Source organism: Sphingomonas sp. PL20 (assembly GCF_017875905.1).
GTDB classification, from domain to species: Bacteria; Pseudomonadota; Alphaproteobacteria; order Sphingomonadales; family Sphingomonadaceae; genus Sphingomonas; species Sphingomonas echinoides.
The window spans coordinates 2,115,577-2,133,472 of record NZ_JAGINH010000002.1 but is presented as its reverse complement, the minus strand read 5'-3'; the positions used below and the strand labels follow the sequence as shown (position 1 = coordinate 2,133,472).

Sequence of the window (17,896 nt, the reverse complement as noted above, 5' to 3'; positions counted from 1 at the left end):
GCGGGCTGTTATGCCCGGTGATTTTGCGACTGGCGGTGCTTACATGCGAATTCTGATCGTCGATGACGAACCGGCCATGCACGATAGCTACCGGCGCAGCTTCGCGCCGGTCGCCGCTGCCACAGGCCTGCTCGATGCAATGGCGGCGGAATTGTTCGGCGACGATGAGGACGCGACCGCGCCGGACGAGGCCGGGCCCGATTTCACGCTGACGCACTGCATGCAGGGGCTGGATGCCGTCGCGGCGGTCGAGGCCGCGATTCGCGACGGGGATCCGTTTGCGGTCGCCTTTATTGACGTGCGGATGCCGCCGGGCATCGACGGCAAGGAAACCGCCGTGCGCATCCGCGCGCTCGACCCCAATATCAATCTCGTCATCGTGACCGGCTATTCCGACTTTTCGCCGGTCGAAATCTCCAAGGCGGCGGGGCCGGCCGACAAGATCTTCTACATCGCCAAGCCGTTCGAAGTCGCCGAGGTGACGCAAATGGCGAGCGCGCTGGCGCATCGCTGGCAGGGCGACCGCGAACTGGCCGAAGCGCGCGAAGTGCTCGCGGCGCAAGTCGTGCAGTTGCAGGAGCAGGGGCACGAACTCGCCGCGAATGAAAGCCGCGCGATCCATATGGCGAACCACGATTCGCTGACCGAGGCCCCCAATAGGCTGGCGTTCCGCCGCGCGCTGACCGATCGCGCGCGCACCGATTCGCGCTTTGCGGTGGCGATGGTCGATCTCGATCGTTTCAAGCTGGTCAACGACACGCTCGGCCACCTGGCTGGCGACGAACTGATCCGCAAGATCTGCTCGGTGCTGCAGGCCAATGTGCCAGCGGGCGGCATGGTCGCGCGGCTTGGCGGGGACGAATTCGGGCTGATGTTCGATACGCCCGGTGTCCAGGCTGCGGAAATGGATTGTACGCGCGTGCTGAAGGCCTGTTCGGGCACGTTCAAGGTGCTGGGCAATACGGTGCAGGGCGGTGCATCGATCGGCTTGATCGTGACCGAGGCCGGTGAATCGCGCGACCCGACCGATCTCATGCGCCGCGCCGATTTGGCGCTCAACGACGCCAAGCGCGACGGGCGCGGCGTGGTGCGCGTGTTCGATGAAAGCATGGATGAAAACATCCGCCTGCGCCGCGCGATCGAGGGTGGTCTTTCGCAAGCGATTGCCAAGGGCGAACTGAGCCTCGTTTACCAGCCGATCGTTGGGCGCGAAGCGTTCGAGGTGGTCGGCTTCGAGGCGCTGCTGCGCTGGAACACCGAGGATCACGGGCCGATTTCGCCCGCCGTGTTCATCCCGATCGCCGAGGAATCGAACCTCATTCACGAACTGGGCGATTGGGTGCTGGCCGAATCGCTCAAGGTGCTCGCCGAATGGCCGGGCCAATATGTCTCGGTGAACTTTTCACCGCGTCAGTTCCGTCGTCACAATTTCGTTGGACGGCTGGTCGAAAGCGTGCAGCACGCCGGCATCGACCCACGCCGCGTGCAGATCGAAATTACCGAGACCGCGATTTTCGACGATGCCGATCGCGCCGCCGACACGCTCTACAAGCTGCGCCAGATGGGCTTTCGCATCGCGCTGGATGATTTCGGAACGGGCTATTCGAGCCTGTACAATATCCGCAAATTCGCGCTCGATTGCCTCAAGATCGACCGCAGTTTCATCGACGGCATGGGCCGCGAGCGCGAGAGTGCCGCGATCGTCCATTCGATCATCCACCTCGGCCGCGCGCTCGGGCTTGGTGTGGTTGCCGAAGGCGTCGAGACCGAAACCCAGTTGCAGGCACTGCGGGTTGCCGGCTGCAGCCATATGCAGGGCTATTTCTTCTCGCGTCCGGTCGCGCAAGAGCGCGCGAAAGAGATTGCCGAGGCGCGCTTCATCGCGGTTCCCGGCGTGCTCGACGTGTCGGCCGACATACCCGAGCTGGGTAACGGGACGCACGGATGACGGGCAGCATGATCCGTGCCGCGCGCGGCCGGATCGGACGATGGCGCGGGCGCGGCTCGCTCGGTGTCAAGCTCGTCCTGATCCTGACTGCGGTCGGCCTCGCCGGTTCGCTGGCGCTTACCTTGCTGCTCGCCAGCGTTATTGTCCCGAGCTTCAACCAGCTTGAGGCGAAGTCGATCGATGCCCAGGTCGAGCGGACCCATGCCGCGCTGAGCGATTTCGCGACCAAGGTCGAGAATGCGGTGCGCGATTATGGCGATTGGACCGCAAGCTACACCTATATGGCGCATCCGACGCCGGAATTTGAGCGCGAGAGTTTCTCGACGCTGGCGATGGCCAATCTCAATGTCGATGGCATGGCCTATATCGGCAATGACGGGCGGATCGTGATCGCGCGCTGGCGCGATCTCGCGCGCGGGCTCGACCGGCTCGATCGCCGCGATGCCTTTGCGGCGGCGCTGGTCCGTACCGATTTCAAACGGTTTCTGGGGGCGAAAAGCTCTGGCCATTATTACCTCCGCCTGGGCGATGAACTGGCGGCGATCGGCGTGGCCAAGGTGCGGCGCAGCGACGGCACTGGCGATCCGCACGGCTATGTGGTGATGGCGCGGCGCATCACGTCGCGGGCGCTGTCGGAGGTGCTGCAATTGCGCGCCACGATCGATCTTGCCAATGCGCCCGACGCCAACCGCATCGTCGCCGCCAACGCGACGATGCGCATCGCCGTGCCGATCCAGGGCGCGGACGGGCATGCCGTCGCCAGCGCCGCCTTCACCGTGCCGCGCGATGTGTCGGTGCTGGGACAGCGGATGCTGCTGCTCGCGGTGACCGGCGCGATCGTCTTGCTGCTGGGCGTGTTGGTGATGCTGCGGCGGATGATCACCCGGCTGGTGCTGCGCCCGCTCGCGCGGGTCGAGGGGCACATGCAGATGGTGCGGTCCTCGGGCACGTTGGGATTGCTGCCCGATGAGGCGCGCCGCGACGAGATCGGCTCGCTTGGCAAGAGTTTCAACGCGATGCTGCAGCAATTGAAGGATCTGCGCGAGCAGTTGGAAGTGCAGAGCTTCGCGCTGGGCAAGAGCGAAAGCGCGGTGGCGGTGATGCACAATGTCCGCAACGCGCTCAATCCGATCAGCACGATCCTGAGCCAGGGCATGGCGCAACCGGCCCCGGTCGATCGCGCGGTGCTGGAGCGCGCGGTGGCGGAACTGGCCAAGGACGACCTGCCCGCGCCGCGCCGCGCGAAGCTGATCGCCTTCGTCTCGGCGGCGATCGAAGCGGAAAGCGCGGATCGCGCGCACCGCCGCGACCAACTTCAGATCGGGCGCGAGGCGATGAGCCATGTGCTGGAAATCATCGGCGAACAGCAAAGCGCCGCGCACGAGCGCCCGGCGGTCGAGCCGTGCGACGTCACCGAAATCATTGCCAAGAACGCGACCATCGCGCGCTATTCGGGCAGCGTCTCGATCGCATTCAGCTTTCCGGCCCAGCCCTGTTACGTGCTCGCCAGCCGCATCATCTTGAGCCAGGTGATCGGCAACCTGTTCTCCAACGCCGCCGATGCGATTGCCGCCAAAGGCACCGCCAGCGGTTCGATCTCGGTTTCGATCGAGGAGCAAGGCGACACCGCGCGAATCGCGATTTGCGACGATGGCGAGGGTTTTGCCGCAGATGCGACGCCGACGCTGTTCCAGCGCGGATTTTCGACGCGCCGCCACAAATCGGGGGGGCTTGGCCTGCATTGGTGTGCCAATTCGATGGCGGCAATGCACGGCACGCTCCGGCTGGAAAGCGAAGGTCCGGGGCGGGGGGCTGTCGCCGTGCTGACGCTGGGGCTCGCCCCGCGCGCTGCGAGCGAGATTGCGGCCTGATCCGCCGCGCGGTCCGGCGGCGTTTTATCTACGGATCAAGCCTTTCCCGTTCGGCTTGAGCCTGTCGAAGGGCGCTTTCTGCAAGAGATGTGCGCGTTGGTGGGGAAGCGGCTTCGACAAGCGCAGCCCGAACGGAGTCTGGGTGGTCACGTTTGAGCGAAGCCAACTTTAAACGGCAAAATACTCTCATAGGTCGCCAGCGGGAGCGCCCCGCGCACGAAGCCGCCGTGGCGCAGCACGAAGGTGTGCCGCACGATCTCCGCCTGCTGCTCGATACCGTAGCGGTGCAGCGGCAGGCCTGGCCGGATGGCATAGTGGTAGCGACAGAAGGGATGACGGCGCAGCGGCAGGAAAATCCCGCGCTGGCTTTGCCAGATATGCGTCAATTCGTGGATCAGGAGCCCCTGATCGTCGAGGTCACCGCACGAGAAGTCCGCGCGGTAGCGTGTGCCTGCCGGATGAAAGTGGATTGTGCCGGTCGGCGCCATCACCGTTTCGCGCGGCTGGAAGAACGCCCATTTGCGCTGCTCCAGCCGTATCGGCGCATAATCGATCGCATCGCCAAACACGCTGCGGGCGAGCGCGACCTCGCCCGCCGTCAGGGTACGGCTGGTCACTCGGTCGGGGCAGGGGCCCCTGCGGCGATGGTCGGCGCGTCGTATAGCACGCGCTGGTTGTTGGAGAAGGTGAAGGTCAGCGTGACCGCCCGGCCCGGTTTGATCCCCGGATTCATATCGAACAACATCACATGCTTGCCGCCGGGTTTGAACACGGTGGTGGAGGCAGCGGGGATCGCCAGGTCGCCGATCGGCTTCATCGTCGCCATGTTTCCCGACGTCATCGATTCGTGCAGTTCGCTCTTCACCGAGACATCGCTGCTGACCGAAAGGAGCGTGGTGTCGGCGGGGCCGCCATGGATGGTGAAATAGGCGGCAGCGGGACGGCTGGGAATCGCCGCGAGCCGCACATACCCCTTATCGACCGACAGCACCGGCGGTTGGCTGCACCCCCCCATGGCAAGCGCGGTCAACACCAGAATTTTTCGCATTTGCAACCACCTTCTCCCGCTTTGGGAACTTATCGCGCCACTCTACGTGCGGCGAAATCTTGCGACAAGCGAAAGCCCCCCTATATCGCCGGAGTGAAGTGTCGCGTCGCTTATCCTAAGGGCGCGGCGGAACGGCAATTTTTTTGACAGACGGGGGCCCCAGAGGACCAATGGCAAAAGTAATCGGAATCGATCTCGGCACCACCAACAGCTGCGTCTCGGTGATGGAGGGCGGCAAGCCCAAGGTCATCGAAAACGCCGAGGGCGCGCGCACCACGCCGTCGATCGTCGCCTTCGCCAAGGATGGCGAGCGACTGGTCGGCCAGCCTGCGAAGCGCCAGGCGGTGACCAACCCTGAAAACACCATCTTCGCGGTGAAGCGCCTGATCGGCCGTCGCTTCGACGATCCGATCACCAAGAAGGACACCGAACTGGTCCCGTACAAGATCGTGCGCGGCAACAATGGCGACGCATGGGTCGGTGCCGGTGGCAAGGAATATTCGCCGTCGCAGATCTCGGCCTTCACGCTCCAGAAGATGAAGGAAACCGCCGAGGCCTATCTCGGTGAGACGGTGACCCAGGCGGTCATCACGGTTCCTGCATACTTCAACGACGCGCAGCGCCAGGCGACCAAGGACGCCGGGCAGATTGCCGGTCTCGAAGTGCTCCGCATCATCAACGAGCCGACGGCCGCCGCGCTTGCGTATGGCCTCGATAAGGACACCAACAAGACGATCGCGGTCTATGACCTTGGCGGCGGCACCTTCGACATCTCGATCCTCGAGATTGGCGATGGCGTGTTCGAAGTGAAGGCGACCAATGGCGACACCTTCCTCGGCGGCGAAGATTTCGACAACAAGCTGCTGAACTTCCTGTCGGATGATTTCAAGAAGGCCGAAGGCATCGATCTCACCAAGGACAAATTGGCGCTCCAGCGTTTGAAGGAAGCGGCCGAAAAGGCGAAGATCGAGCTGTCCTCGGCCGCCACGACCGAAGTCAATTTGCCGTTCATCACCGCCGACGCGACGGGCCCCAAGCATCTCGTCAAGTCGATCTCGCGCGCCGATCTGGAGCGTCTGGTCGATGACCTGATCCAGCGCACGCTCGAGCCGTGCCGCAAGGCGATGGCCGATGCCGGCGTCAAGGCGGCGGACATCAGCGAAGTGGTGCTGGTCGGCGGCATGACCCGCATGCCCAAGGTGCGCCAGGTGGTGAAGGACTTCTTCGGCAAGGAACCGCATTCGGGCGTCAACCCCGATGAGGTCGTGGCGATGGGCGCTGCCATTCAGGCAGGCGTGCTGCAGGGTGACGTCAAGGACGTGCTGCTGCTCGACGTGACGCCGCTGTCGCTCGGCATCGAGACGCTGGGTGGCGTGTTCACCCGCATGATCGATCGCAACACCACGATCCCGACCAAGAAGTCGCAAACCTATTCGACCGCGGACGACAACCAGCAGGCGGTCACCATCCGCGTGTTCCAGGGCGAGCGCGAAATGGCGGCGGACAACAAGCTGCTCGGCCAGTTCGACCTGGTCGGCATTCCGCCGGCACCGCGCGGCGTGCCGCAGATCGAAGTCACCTTCGACATCGACGCCAACGGCTTGGTCAATGTGTCGGCCAAGGACAAGGGCACTGGCAAGGAGCAGCAGATCCGCATCCAGGCTTCGGGTGGTCTGTCGGAGCGCGACATCGAGCAGATGGTGCGCGATGCCGAGCAGTTCGCCGAGGACGACAAGAAGCGCCGCGATGCCGCCGAAGCGAAGAACAACGCCGAGAGCCTGGTTCACACGACCGAGCGCCAGCTCGCCGAAAATGGTGACAAGGTCGACGCCGCGCTGAAGGGCGAGATCGAGGCCGCGATCGCCGCGACCAAGACCGCCGTCGAAGGTGGCGATCCCGAAGCGATGAAGGAAAAGGCAGGCGCACTCGCGCAGGTCGCGATGAAGCTGGGCCAGGCGATCTACGAGAAGCAGGCGCAAGCCGAAGCTTCGCCAAGCGCTGACGCAGCCGAAGCGCCCAAGGAAGACGTGGTCGACGCGGAATTCTCCGAAGTCGACGATCACAAGGCGTAAGATACTATCTCCCTCTCCCCATGTGTGGGGAGAGGGTCGGGGAGAGGGGCCGTGCTGCGATGCAGATCGCACTGCGGCTTCCTCATAATTCCCTCTCCCAAACCCTCTCCCGCTCGGGACAGGGCCTAGAGGCGCAAGATGAGCACTGAAGTCGATTTCTACGAATTGCTGGAATGCGAGCGCGATGCCGATGAAGGCACGCTCAAGTCCTCGTATCGTCGCCTGGCAATGCGCTATCACCCCGACAAGAATCCGGGATGCGACGATTCCGAGGCGCGCTTCAAGGCGATCAGCGAAGCCTATGACTGCCTGAAGGACCCGCAAAAGCGCGCGGCCTATGATCGTTATGGCCATGCCGCGTTCAAACAGGGCGGCGGTGGTGGCGGCGCGCAGGATTTCAGCGCCTTTTCGGATATCTTCGAGAATATCTTCGGCGAATTCATGGGTGGCCAGCGTGGCGGTGCCAGCGGCCCAAGGCGTGGTGCCGATTTGCGCTACGACATGGAAATCACGCTGGAGGAAGCGTTCCACGGCAGATCCACCGACATCACGATCGACGTGACCGGTGTGTGCGACGTGTGCAACGGCACCGGCGCGACCAAGGGTACGGCGGCCAAGACCTGCAATACCTGTCACGGCCACGGCAAAGTCCGCGCCCAGCAAGGTTTCTTTGTGGTCGAGCGCACCTGCCCGACCTGCCACGGTGCCGGCCAGACCATTTCCGATCCGTGCGGCAATTGCCGGGGCGAAGGCCGCGTCGAAAAGACCAAGACGCGCACGGTCAACATTCCGCCCGGCGTCGATGAGGGTACGCGCGTGCGCCTTACCGGTGAAGGCGAGGCCGGGATGCGCGGTGCCCCTCCGGGCGACCTCTATATCTTCCTGCACGTCGCGCGGCATCCGCTGTTCCAGCGCGAGGGCACGACGTTGTTCGCGCGTGCGCCGATCAGCTTCACCACGGCAGCGCTGGGCGGGGATATCACCATTCCCGGGCCCGATGGCGTGGAGCACACGATCAAGATCCCAGCCGGTACGCAGTCGGGGCGCGAATTGCGGCAGCGTGGTGCCGGGATGCCGGTGCTGCAGGGGCGTGGGCGCGGTGACTTGGTCATCCGCATCGAGGTGGAAACTCCGACCAGCCTGAGCTCGCGTCAGCGCGAATTGCTCGAGGAATTCCGCGCGACCGAAACCGGCAAGGAATGCCCGCAGACCAGCGGCTTCTTCAAGAAGATGAAAAGCGCCTGGGGTTAAGGGACGGACCCGACGCGATCACCCGTCACCCCGGGCTTGTCCCGGGGTCCACCGGGAATATTCACCGCACGCGCAGGATTTGCGGCACGGTGGACCCCGGCACGGGGCCGGGGTGACGGTGGGACGTTTGGCGGACGCCTTCCGCTAAAGATGTGAACATCTGCTCTCAACCCCACGGCCCTGGCCGCCCCATCAAGAAGAAGGGGCGGGTGGGCCGATGGGTTAGAGGCTAAGAACCTCAACCACCAGCGCGACGCCTGCAACGGCGATGAGGCCGCTCGTGAGGCTTTGCAGAATGCGCATGGTAGGATCTCCTTGCCGGACCGTTCCGGCAGGGAAGCATTTGGAGATTGTTGCTTATGCGCGCAATATTATTACGCGCATTCGCAAGTGCAGCATTTGCACGTTGAAGCGTGCAAATCTGTCGATCAGTCGTTGCCGAACACCCGCGCAAAGATCGTGTCGACATGCTTCAGGTGGTAGCCAAGGTCGAACTTGTCCTCGATCTCCGCAACTGACAGCGCCGCCGTCACTTCCGGATCGGCCTTGAGCAATTCCATCAGCGACAATGCGCCGTCCGAATCCCACACCTTCATCGCGTTGCGCTGGACCAGGCGATAGGCGTCCTCGCGGCTGACGCCGGCTTGCGTCAGCGCCAGCAGCACGCGCTGCGAATGGACCAGGCCACCCATCTTGTTGAGGTTCTTGTCCATCCGCGCCGGATAGACGACCAACTTGTCCATGACGCCGGTCAGCCGCGCCAGCGCGAAATCGAGCGTGATCGTCGCGTCGGGGCCGATATAGCGCTCGACCGAGGAGTGCGAGATGTCGCGCTCATGCCACAGCGCCACATTCTCCAGCGCCGGCGTCACATAACCGCGCACCATCCGGGCAAGGCCGGTGAGGTTTTCGGTCAGCACCGGGTTGCGCTTGTGCGGCATCGCCGAGGAGCCCTTCTGGCCGGGCGAGAAGAACTCTTCGGCCTCCAGCACCTCGGTGCGCTGCAAATGGCGGATCTCGGTCGCGAGCCGCTCGATCGACGAGGCGATCACGCCGAGCGTCGCGAAGAACATCGCATGGCGGTCGCGCGGGATGACCTGGGTCGACACCGGCTCGACGGTCAGGCCGAGCTTCTCGGCGACATGCGCCTCCACGAACGGATCGATATTGGCGAAGGTGCCGACCGCGCCCGAAATCGCGCAGGTGGCGATGTCGGCGCGCGCCGCAACCAGGCGCGCGCGGTTGCGGGAGAATTCGGCGTAGGCTTGCGCCAGCTTGAGCCCGAACGTGACCGGCTCGGCGTGAATGCCGTGGCTGCGGCCGATTGTCGGGGTCAGCTTGTGCTCGATCGCCCGGCGCTTGAGCACCGCCAGCAACGCATCGAGATCGGCGATCAGCAAGTCGCTCGCGCGCGCCAGCTGCACCGCGAGGCAGGTATCAAGCACGTCGGACGAGGTCATGCCCTGGTGCATGAAGCGCGCTTCGGGGCCGACATGTTCGGCGACGTTGGTCAGGAAGGCGATCACGTCATGCTTGGTCTCGCGCTCGATCTCGTCGATGCGCTCGACCTCGAACGCGCCCTTCGCCCAGATCGCGGCGGCGGCTTCCTTGGGCACCACGCCCAGCTCGGCCAGCGCATCGGTCGCATGCGCCTCGATCTCGAACCAGATCTGGAAACGCGCTTCGGGCGTCCAGATCGCGACCATGTCGGGGCGGGAATAGCGGGGGACCATCGGATTTCCTTGAATGCGGCAGAGTCGGGCCATCGCGGAATCGCAACGGGTCCGCGATGACACGCGCGTTAGCAGGGACAAGCCGATGGTTCAAATCGGCGATAAAGGGACCGATCCGGAAGCAAGCGTGTTGATACCGTGAACGCCATTGACGATGCAAAGCGTCGCGTTCGACGAGATTGATGAACACGCTGAAGGAGAAATCCGATGTTGAAATATGCTTTACTTGCTGGCGCAATGATGTTGTCGGCCCCGGCATTTGCCCAGGAGGCCCAGACCCCTCCGGTTAGCCCGCAAACGTCGCAGTCTGTGCCAACGACGACTGATCAAGCGCTTCCCGCTCAGCCCGCTCCGGCGACTCCGCAGAGCGCAGCGCCCGCCGATTCGGCTACTGCCCCAGCCCCAGATTCGGCGGTGGCGGCCCAGCCAGCGACGGGTACGCAGGTGGCGCAAGTGGTGAACCAGGAATTTGCCACCTATGATAAGGATGGCGACGGCGTGCTGAGCGCCAAGGAGTTCGACACGTGGATGGTTGCGCTGAAAAGCGCGAGCGATCCTTCGACCAAGGCAACGTCGCCCGCCACCAAGGCATGGCTGAACAAGGCCTTCGCTCAGGCCGATACCGACAAGAACAATAAGGTCAGCAAATCGGAGCTGACCGGCTTCCTGTCGCAGCAGGGTTAATTCCCCGCCTGCCGCACGCGCGCCCGCCGCTCTCCACCCCGGAGCGGCGGGCGCTTCGCGTTTTACAACAGCCCCATCGCGCGCAGGCTGGAATGCCCGTTCGCCCCGATGATGATGTGGTCGTGCACGGCAATGCCCAGGCGCTTGCCCGTTTCGGCGACCTTGCGGGTGACTTCGATGTCGGCGCGGCTGGGGGCGGGGTCTCCGCTCGGGTGATTGTGCACCAGAATGATCGCGGCCGAACCCAGGTCGATCGCGCGGCGGATGACTTCGCGCACATAGAGGGCCGCCTCGTCGATCGAGCCTTCGCTCATCGCCTCGTCGCGAATCAGCATATTGCGGGTGTTGAGATGCAGCACGCGGACCCGTTCGTTGGTGCGGTGGGCCATGTCGGCGTGGAGATAGTCGATCAGCGCTTGCCAGCTCGCCAGCACCGGTTGCGCGCTGGCGTGTACGCGCAGCAGCCGAAGCGCGGTCGCTTGCACGATCTTGATCGCCGCGACCGAGGTCTCGCCCATGCCGGGGACGCGCAGCAATGCCTCCGGATCGGCGCTGAACAGCCCGCCAACCCCGCCGAATTCGGCAAGCAGGGCCTTGGCCAGCGGTTTGGTGTCGCGCCGGGGAATCGCCAGCGCCAAAAGATATTCCACCAATTCATGGTCTAGCAGCGCGTCGCCGCCCTGTTCGATCAAGCGCTGGCGCAGTCGTGCGCGGTGTCCGGCATGATCGGGGAGGGGCGTGTTCATCGACGTAAAGGAGTATCGCGCGCCGAGACGATAGGCAACGCAGAGGGCTGGGCAGAGGGCTGGGCAGCGTCCGGATCGGCCACAAGAGTTGACACCCCCCGGTCACCTTCCTAAACGGCGCGTGAACGGGGCTCTTTCCCCACGATCCCCGATGTTCACCGTCGCGGTGCCAAAGGCACGGCGGCGTTTTCTTATCAGGATAAGCGCCCCTTGGCCGACGTACACCAGAAGAACGACCTGGATGCCCGCATCGCTTCGGCGAAGGCGGCTGGCCAGGTGCGTGCTGGTGGGGTGGTGCCGCCGGCGAAAGGCTATTCGCAGGGCGCGCGCGTGCTGACCCTGCTGCTGGGTGCCTTGTTTGGCGGCGGGGTCATGGGCTGGGCACTCGACCATTGGTTGGGAACCTCGCCCTGGGCGTTGCTGATCGTATTGACGCTCGCGGTGATCGGGGCGTTCCTTAACATCATCAAGATTTCGAAGGAGCGCGCGGAGTGAGCGCCGGCAAAATCGATCCGATGGAACAGTTCAAGGTCGAGCCCGTATTGGGCCGGCATCTGGATCTGTTCGGCTATGACGTATCCTTCACCAACTCGGCGCTGTTCATGATCGTCGTGTTCGTGCTGCTCGCTGTGTTCATGGCCGGTGGCCTGAAGCGCCAGCTCGTGCCCGGCCGCTGGCAGGTTGCGGCAGAAGATGCGGTCAGCTTCATCGACAATATGGTGACGGTGAACATCGGCTCGGGTGGCAAGAAATTCGCGCCCTACATCTTCTCGCTATTCTTCTTCATCCTGTTCGCCAATCTTATCGGCGTGCTGCCCCTGGCGATCCTGCCGGGTCTGCACACCTTCGCGGTCACCAGCCACATAACCGTCACGGCGGTGCTGGCGTTCCTGTCGTTCGGCATCGTGCTGGTGGTCGGATTTGCGACGCATGGCCTGAAGTTTTTCAGCCTGTTCGTGCCGCACGGCGCGCCTGCCTGGCTGATGCCGGTGATCATCCCGGTCGAATTCGTCTCCTTCATGGTGCGCCCGTTCTCGCTCGGTCTGCGATTGTTCGTCGCGATGACGGCAGGGCACATCCTGCTCGAAGTGTTCGGCAGCTTCGTGGTGCAGGGCCTCAATGCGGGCGGCGCGCTTGGGCCCGTCGTCAGCGTGCTCAGCTTCGTGATGATCGTCGGGGTCAGCGCACTGGAGTTGCTGGTGTGTGCGATCCAGGCCTATGTGTTTGCGCTGTTGACGTCGCTGTACCTGCACGACGCGGTGCACCTGCACTAATCTTTTCAATACCCTCACTACGTAATTCTCAAGGAGCCTATCATGGATCATACTTCTGCAATGTACATCGGTGCCGGCCTCGCGGCGATCGGCGTTGGTCTGGCCGCGCTCGGCGTGGGCAACGTGTTCGGTTCGTTCCTCGAAGGCGCGCTGCGCAACCCGGGTGCCGCAGACGGCCAGCAGGGCCGCCTGTTCATCGGCTTCGCGGCTTCGGAACTTCTGGGTCTGATCGCGTTCGTCGTCGCGATCCTCATCCTCTTCGTCGTCAAGTAAGTAAGAGCGAGCGCACCCGATGCCGCAGATTTCCCAGATTGGCGAGATTTACGCCTCGCAGCTGTTCTGGCTCGCGATCGTATTCGCGCTGATCTATTTCGGGATCGGCAAGGCGATGGTCCCCAAGATCGAGGCGACGATCGAAGATCGTAACGGCCGGATCGCGGGGGACATCGCCGCGGCGGAGGCGGCGCGCGCTGCTGCGCTCGCGTCCGAGCGCGATTATCAAACGGGGCTCGAATCCGCGCGTGCCAAGGCGACCGTCGCCCTCGGCGAAGCCAAGGCGCGGGCGGTTGCCGGCACCGAGGCCAAGCTAAAGACCAGCGACGCCGCGCTGGCCGCGCAACTCGATGCCGCCACCGGTCGCATCGGGGCCGCAAAGGTGCAGGCGCTCGCCGAAATCGAGACCAATACGGTCGACGCGGTCGAACAGATCGTCGCCAAGCTTTCGGGCGTGGCGGTCGACCGCGTGACCATCGAAACGCAGGTTAAGGCAGAGCTGGCACATGGCTGACGGTCAAGCAGTCAAGACGATGGAGCATACCGGGGCCACCGAGCTGCATCACGAAATGGCGTTCATGGGCATCACCCCGCCGATGTTCGTCGCGCTGTCGATGCTGGTCGTCATCGCGATCATGATCTGGCAAAAAGTGCCAAAGATGGTCGCGGGCATGCTCGACAGCCGTATTGCCACCATCCGTGGCCAGTTGGAGGAAGCCTCCAAACTGCGCGCGGAAGCCGAGGCACAGCTTGCCGAGGCCAAGGCGCGTAACGCGGCGAGCGCCGGCGATGCCGCCGCTATCGTCGCCCATGCCGAAGCCGAAGCAGCCGCGATGCTGGCCAAGGCCGAGGCCGATCTCGCCGATTTGATCGCACGCCGCCAGACAATGGCCGAAGACAAGATTGCCGGTGCCGAACGCACCGCCATCGCCGAGGTCCGCGCCCGCGCCGCTGACGCGGCCACCCGCGCCGCCGCGACGATCATCGCGCAGCGTCACGGTGCCGATGCCGACAAGGCGCTGGTCGACCGGACCATTGCCGGGCTGGGCAAGCTCAACTGACGGAAATGCGCCCGGTATCGCGGGTGCATTTCGTTTCGCCACTGATCGGGGTATCGTCGGTCTTGCGGTGATTCGCGCCGCTTACCTTTCGAAAGAGGCTGTCCCCATGAAGTCTGTCGTTATCGCCGCAGCCGTCGCCTTTATTGCAGCGCCGCTCGCCGCCCAGACGGCGCCTGCGCCGGCCGCCGCCTCGGCTCCCGCCGTCGCTGCACCCGCAACGACCGCAACCGCAACCGGCGCGGCAAAGTTCGATCTCGACACGCCGATCGAGACGATTGCCGCCAACGCGGCCGGCAAGACCGTGCTCGACACCGACCTGCAGAACATCACCGCGCACCCGATGTACGAATCGTTCAAGGGCATGTCGCTCAACCAGGTCGCACCGCTGTCGCAGGGTGCGTTGACCGACGCCGCGCTGGCCAAGGTCAAGGCCGACCTCGCCGCGATCAAGTAACCTTCTCTAACGCCTCTATCAGCGGCGGTGGGGCAACCCACCGCCGCTTTTTCGTGTGTGGTGGCGTGCGCAGCAACGAAGCCGTGGCGTCCCGGCGCGCGAATGCCTAGATCATCGACAATGTCCGATCCCAACGCCCCGACGCGCTTCAACGAAGACAAGGCCACCTTCACCGTTCGCGGCAGCGATACGCCCGATCTCGATGCCGGGGTCGCTGCGATCCGCAATGTGCTGGCGACGCTGCCGGCGCGGCCCGGCGTCTATCGTATGCTCGATGCGCGCGGGGACGTGCTGTACGTTGGCAAGGCGCGCGCGCTCAAAAATCGCGTCACCAATTATACGCAGGTCGAGCGCCTTTCGCGGCGTTTGCAGCGCATGGTGGCGCAAACCCGCGCAATGACGATCGTTACGACCAATAATGAGGCTGAAGCGCTGCTGCTCGAGGCGCAACTGATCAAACGCTATCGCCCGGCCTATAATGTCCTGCTGCGCGACGATAAATCCTTTCCCTTCATCCTGTTGCGCGCCGATCATGACTTTCCGCGGATCCAGAAACATCGCGGCGCGCGGCGGGCCAAGGGCAATTATTACGGCCCCTTCGCCAGTGCGGGTGCGGTCAACAACACCTTGAATGCGCTGCAAAAACTGTTCCTGCTGCGCAGCTGCACCGACGGCTTCTTCAAGAACCGCGACCGCCCGTGCCTGCTCTATCAGATCAAGCGCTGCTCCGCCCCCTGTGTCGGTCGGATCGACGCGGGTGGTTATGCCGAACTCGTCGCCGATGCGAAGGCGTTCCTGGCTGGCAAGTCGACCGAAGTGCAAGCCAAGCTCGGCGGCCAGATGCAGGAAGCCGCCGAGGCTATGGATTTCGAACTCGCCGCGATCCTGCGCGATCGGCTGCGCGCACTGACCTTCATTCAGGGCAGCCAGGCGATTAATGCCGAGGGGTTGGGCGATGCCGATATCTTTGCGATGGCCAATAAGAATGGCGTGATCGGCATCCAGGCGTTCTTCATTCGCGGCGGGCAGAATTGGGGGCATCGCAGCTTCTTCCCGGCGCACACCGCCGATGTGCCCGAGGATGAAATTCTGGCGGGTTTCCTCGCGCAATTTTATGAGGAAGTCCCACCGCCGCGCACCGTATTGCTCGACCGCGAGCTGGACGAGGCGGTTCTGCTCGGCGAGGCGCTGGGCGGGCAGGCGGGGTTCAAGGTCACGCTGTCGATGCCGCAGCGCGGCACGCGCCGAAAATTGCTCGATCAGGCCAAACGCAATGCCGAAGAAGCGCTCGACCGGCGTCTGGCCGAGAGCACCACGCAGGCGAAGCTGCTGCGCGAAGTGGCAGACCTGTTCGACTTGCCCGAACCGCCCGACCGCATCGAGATTTACGACAACAGCCATATCCAAGGCACCAATGCGTTGGGTGCGATGGTCGTCGCCGGACCGGAGGGCTTCCGCAAGGGCCAGTATCGCAAGTTCAACATCAAGAACCCCGACACCATTCCGGGCGACGATTTCGGCATGATGCGCGAGGTGTTCGCCCGCCGCTTTGCGCGCGCGCAGAATGAGGATCCCGATCGCGATGCGGGCGACTGGCCCGATCTGGTGTTGATCGACGGCGGGCGCGGGCAGCTCAATGCGGTGAAGGGCGTGCTCGAGGAATTGGGGATCGAGGATGTGTGCCTGGTCGGCATTGCCAAGGGCCCGCACCATGGGCGTGACGGGCGCGAGGTGTTCCACATGCTCGACGGGCGCGAGTTTCAGCTGCCGGTCAACGCGCCGGTGCTGTTCTATCTCCAGCGGTTGCGCGACGAAGTCCACCGCTTCGCGATCGGCGCGCACCGCGCCAAGCGCGCCAAGGCGATCGGCGCGTCACCGCTCGATGACGTGCCCGGCATCGGCCCGGCGCGGAAGAAGGCATTGCTGATGCACTTCGGCACCGCGCGCGCGGTGCGCAACGCCAGCTTGGAGGATCTGCAGAAGGCCCCCGGTGTCAGCGCGGCGGTCGCGCAACAGCTGTACGACTTCTTTCACGCGCGCTGAGAGCGGCCTCAGGGTACTTCTGCCCGTTCGTTTCGACCGAAGGCGATAAACCGGGCACAACGCGTGTGGCTGTTTCTCGACTTCGGTCGAAACGAACGGAGCGGTGGGTCTCGCGTGACGCGATCCCGATCAGCCCTCGGCAGGCGGTGCGAACGACAGCTCTTCGTCGGCGAGCGTCGCGGCGATGCTGCGGTTGGTGACGAGGCGGAAGATCCCGTAAAGCAGTACCAGAGCGGGGAGGATATTGAGATAATCGGGTGCACTCACGATGTGCAAAGCCGAAAACAAGACGAGTGCGGCACCAACGATAAACGACCCAGCACGGTCCATCATCACTCTCCTCGATTTTTTATTCTTGACGACAAGCTGCAATGCACCGTGACGGCCGTCAATCGGAAAGTTGACGGGCGGTGCGCGCTGATGTCGAGCGGTGATGGACATGTCGACGGCGATCCCTTGCGCAGCGTTGCGCACAACCGCAACATCGGTCGAGCGTCGCGATTGGCTTGTCCGCTATTTCGGCTGGGCCACCCATAAGGACCAAGCGATGTCGAAGCGCCCGACCCATCCAGCACACTATCATTCGCGGATACAGCGCGTGCTGGCCTATATCGACCTTCATCTCGACGAAGATGTGGGATTGGAGACGTTGAGCGCCGTGGCGGCGTTCTCACCCTATCATTTCCATCGGCAGTTCAGTGCCATTTTCGGACTGTCGCTGCATCGCTACGTGCAATTGGCGCGGATGAAACGGGCGTCTTGGCGGCTCGCCTATCGCAGCGCGGATTCGGTCACGGAGATCGCGTTGGATGCTGGCTATGAGGCACCGGACAGCTTTGCCCGCGCCTTTCGCCAGCGGTTGGGGCAAGCGCCGACGGCATTTCGCGAGGATCCGGACTGGGCGGCATGGACGGCGGCAATGGTGCCGCTGGCCGAAGCACGGAGCCTGATGATGACGCAGAATTTCTCGATCGACGACGTGGTAGTGCAAGAACAAGCCGACATTCCCGTCGCGTTCCTGTCGCATAAGGGGGCACCGGAGCGGCTGGGCGAGACGATCCGCCGCTTTATCGATTGGCGCAAGGCGAGCGGCGTGCGCGCGGCCACCCATGCTACCTACACTATTTTCCATAATGATCCCGACGGCGTAGCGCCCGAGGACTATCAGGTGGACCTGGCCGCTGCCACCGACCGGACGATCACCGCTGCCGACGGCGGTATCGAGGCCGGGCTTATTCCGGCCGGGCGGTGTGCGGTGTTGCGCATCGTTGGCGGGAGCGATGATCTGCGGCCCGCCGCTGCGTTTCTCTATGGCACCTGGCTACCGGCGAGCGGGGAAGAGCTGCGTGATTTTCCGCTTTATGCCCAGCGCGTAAGGTTCTTCCCCGATGTGCCCGAGCATGAAGCGATCACCGATCTGTTCCTGCCGCTGCAGTAA

The 17,896-nt window shown here is 63.9% G+C and carries 18 protein-coding genes; 13 read left to right on the top strand and 5 right to left on the bottom strand.

Features of this window, described 5'->3' with window-relative positions:
* Positions 1-43 precede the first annotated feature (43 nt).
* Positions 44-1,948 (top strand): putative bifunctional diguanylate cyclase/phosphodiesterase, encoded by a 1,905-nt coding sequence (locus tag H4W01_RS09855; protein WP_209610862.1) that lies wholly within the window; start codon positions 44-46, stop codon positions 1,946-1,948.
* Complete coding sequence (locus H4W01_RS09850; RefSeq protein WP_334685223.1) at positions 1,945-3,819, top strand: CHASE4 domain-containing protein; 1,875 nt, start codon at positions 1,945-1,947, stop codon at positions 3,817-3,819. The genes H4W01_RS09855 and H4W01_RS09850 overlap by 4 nt, the downstream gene beginning before the upstream one ends.
* 146 nt (positions 3,820-3,965) lie before the next feature.
* On the opposite strand, the gene H4W01_RS09845 is transcribed toward H4W01_RS09850, so the two are convergent.
* Both H4W01_RS09845 and H4W01_RS09840 read right to left on the bottom strand, forming a co-directional pair.
* Positions 3,966-4,436: a vgr related protein gene (locus tag H4W01_RS09845; protein ID WP_209610861.1), complete on the bottom strand. Its 471-nt coding sequence runs from the start codon at positions 4,434-4,436 to the stop codon at positions 3,966-3,968.
* Complete coding sequence (locus H4W01_RS09840; RefSeq protein WP_010403091.1) at positions 4,433-4,867, bottom strand: copper chaperone PCu(A)C; 435 nt, start codon at positions 4,865-4,867, stop codon at positions 4,433-4,435. The genes H4W01_RS09845 and H4W01_RS09840 overlap by 4 nt, the downstream gene beginning before the upstream one ends.
* Positions 4,868-5,037: 170 nt before the next feature.
* On the opposite strand from H4W01_RS09840, the gene dnaK reads away from it, so the two are divergent.
* Together dnaK and dnaJ are read left to right on the top strand one after the other, a co-directional pair.
* A complete protein-coding gene (dnaK, locus tag H4W01_RS09835) occupies positions 5,038-6,939 on the top strand; it encodes a molecular chaperone DnaK (protein WP_209610860.1) in 1,902 nt (633 codons plus the stop codon).
* Positions 6,940-7,077: 138 nt separating this feature from the next.
* A complete protein-coding gene (gene dnaJ / locus H4W01_RS09830; RefSeq protein ID WP_209610859.1) occupies positions 7,078-8,190 on the top strand; it encodes a molecular chaperone DnaJ in 1,113 nt (370 codons plus the stop codon).
* A gap of 428 nt (positions 8,191-8,618) precedes the next feature.
* On the opposite strand, the gene purB is transcribed toward dnaJ, so the two are convergent.
* A complete protein-coding gene (gene purB / locus H4W01_RS09825) occupies positions 8,619-9,923 on the bottom strand; it encodes an adenylosuccinate lyase (protein WP_209610858.1) in 1,305 nt (434 codons plus the stop codon).
* A gap of 414 nt (positions 9,924-10,337) precedes the next feature.
* Between purB and H4W01_RS22825 the strand changes: the two genes are divergently transcribed.
* A complete protein-coding gene (locus H4W01_RS22825; protein ID WP_334685222.1) occupies positions 10,338-10,607 on the top strand; it encodes an EF-hand domain-containing protein in 270 nt (89 codons plus the stop codon).
* A gap of 62 nt (positions 10,608-10,669) precedes the next feature.
* Here the strand turns inward: H4W01_RS22825 and radC are convergent, their stop codons facing one another.
* A complete protein-coding gene (gene radC / locus H4W01_RS09815; protein WP_209610856.1) occupies positions 10,670-11,353 on the bottom strand; it encodes a RadC family protein in 684 nt (227 codons plus the stop codon).
* A gap of 210 nt (positions 11,354-11,563) precedes the next feature.
* Here radC and H4W01_RS09810 point away from each other — a divergent pair, with 210 nt between their 5' ends.
* From H4W01_RS09810 to uvrC, 7 genes are all read left to right on the top strand, one after another.
* Positions 11,564-11,848, top strand: coding sequence for an AtpZ/AtpI family protein (locus tag H4W01_RS09810; protein ID WP_010403084.1), 285 nt, complete (start codon positions 11,564-11,566; stop codon positions 11,846-11,848).
* A complete protein-coding gene (locus tag H4W01_RS09805) occupies positions 11,845-12,627 on the top strand; it encodes a F0F1 ATP synthase subunit A (protein ID WP_010403083.1) in 783 nt (260 codons plus the stop codon). Before H4W01_RS09810 ends, H4W01_RS09805 begins: the two co-directional genes overlap by 4 nt.
* A gap of 42 nt (positions 12,628-12,669) precedes the next feature.
* Positions 12,670-12,900 carry a F0F1 ATP synthase subunit C gene (locus tag H4W01_RS09800; RefSeq protein ID WP_029622390.1) on the top strand — a complete coding sequence of 77 codons (231 nt, stop codon included), beginning with the start codon at positions 12,670-12,672 and terminating at the stop codon, positions 12,898-12,900.
* 19 nt (positions 12,901-12,919) lie between these two features.
* On the top strand, positions 12,920-13,414 hold the full coding sequence (locus tag H4W01_RS09795; RefSeq protein WP_209610855.1) for a F0F1 ATP synthase subunit B family protein: 495 nt from the start codon (positions 12,920-12,922) through the stop codon (positions 13,412-13,414).
* Positions 13,407-13,961, top strand: a complete 555-nt coding sequence (locus tag H4W01_RS09790) for a F0F1 ATP synthase subunit B family protein (RefSeq protein ID WP_010403080.1) — start codon at positions 13,407-13,409, stop codon at positions 13,959-13,961. The genes H4W01_RS09795 and H4W01_RS09790 overlap by 8 nt, the downstream gene beginning before the upstream one ends.
* Positions 13,962-14,067: 106 nt before the next feature.
* Positions 14,068-14,415 carry a hypothetical protein gene (locus H4W01_RS09785; RefSeq protein ID WP_209610854.1) on the top strand — a complete coding sequence of 116 codons (348 nt, stop codon included), beginning with the start codon at positions 14,068-14,070 and terminating at the stop codon, positions 14,413-14,415.
* Positions 14,416-14,535: 120 nt separating this feature from the next.
* Positions 14,536-16,458, top strand: a complete 1,923-nt coding sequence (gene uvrC, locus H4W01_RS09780; protein WP_209610853.1) for an excinuclease ABC subunit UvrC — start codon at positions 14,536-14,538, stop codon at positions 16,456-16,458.
* Positions 16,459-16,587: 129 nt separating this feature from the next.
* On the opposite strand, the gene H4W01_RS09775 is transcribed toward uvrC, so the two are convergent.
* Complete coding sequence (locus H4W01_RS09775; protein ID WP_154651269.1) at positions 16,588-16,899, bottom strand: hypothetical protein; 312 nt, start codon at positions 16,897-16,899, stop codon at positions 16,588-16,590.
* Between H4W01_RS09775 and H4W01_RS09770 the strand changes: the two genes are divergently transcribed.
* Positions 16,898-17,896: an AraC family transcriptional regulator gene (locus H4W01_RS09770; protein WP_334685221.1), complete on the top strand. Its 999-nt coding sequence runs from the start codon at positions 16,898-16,900 to the stop codon at positions 17,894-17,896. The genes H4W01_RS09775 and H4W01_RS09770 overlap by 2 nt on opposite strands.

What these genes read in the sequence shown, in the direction of transcription:
- H4W01_RS09855 (WP_209610862.1), top strand. Translation starts at nt 44, where the DNA reads ATGCGAATTCTGATCGTCGATGACGAACCGGCCATGCACGATAGCTAC.
- H4W01_RS09850 (WP_334685223.1), top strand. Translation starts at nt 1,945, where the DNA reads ATGACGGGCAGCATGATCCGTGCCGCGCGCGGCCGGATCGGACGATGG.
- H4W01_RS09840 (WP_010403091.1), bottom strand. Translation starts at nt 4,867, where the DNA reads ATGCGAAAAATTCTGGTGTTGACCGCGCTTGCCATGGGGGGGTGCAGC.
- dnaK (WP_209610860.1), top strand. Translation starts at nt 5,038, where the DNA reads ATGGCAAAAGTAATCGGAATCGATCTCGGCACCACCAACAGCTGCGTC.
- dnaJ (WP_209610859.1), top strand. Translation starts at nt 7,078, where the DNA reads ATGAGCACTGAAGTCGATTTCTACGAATTGCTGGAATGCGAGCGCGAT.
- purB (WP_209610858.1), bottom strand. Translation starts at nt 9,923, where the DNA reads ATGGTCCCCCGCTATTCCCGCCCCGACATGGTCGCGATCTGGACGCCC.
- radC (WP_209610856.1), bottom strand. Translation starts at nt 11,353, where the DNA reads ATGAACACGCCCCTCCCCGATCATGCCGGACACCGCGCACGACTGCGC.
- H4W01_RS09800 (WP_029622390.1), top strand. Translation starts at nt 12,670, where the DNA reads ATGGATCATACTTCTGCAATGTACATCGGTGCCGGCCTCGCGGCGATC.
- H4W01_RS09795 (WP_209610855.1), top strand. Translation starts at nt 12,920, where the DNA reads ATGCCGCAGATTTCCCAGATTGGCGAGATTTACGCCTCGCAGCTGTTC.
- H4W01_RS09790 (WP_010403080.1), top strand. Translation starts at nt 13,407, where the DNA reads ATGGCTGACGGTCAAGCAGTCAAGACGATGGAGCATACCGGGGCCACC.
- H4W01_RS09785 (WP_209610854.1), top strand. Translation starts at nt 14,068, where the DNA reads ATGAAGTCTGTCGTTATCGCCGCAGCCGTCGCCTTTATTGCAGCGCCG.
- uvrC (WP_209610853.1), top strand. Translation starts at nt 14,536, where the DNA reads ATGTCCGATCCCAACGCCCCGACGCGCTTCAACGAAGACAAGGCCACC.
- H4W01_RS09770 (WP_334685221.1), top strand. Translation starts at nt 16,898, where the DNA reads ATGTCGACGGCGATCCCTTGCGCAGCGTTGCGCACAACCGCAACATCG.
- H4W01_RS09775 (WP_154651269.1), bottom strand. Translation starts at nt 16,899, where the DNA reads ATGTCCATCACCGCTCGACATCAGCGCGCACCGCCCGTCAACTTTCCG.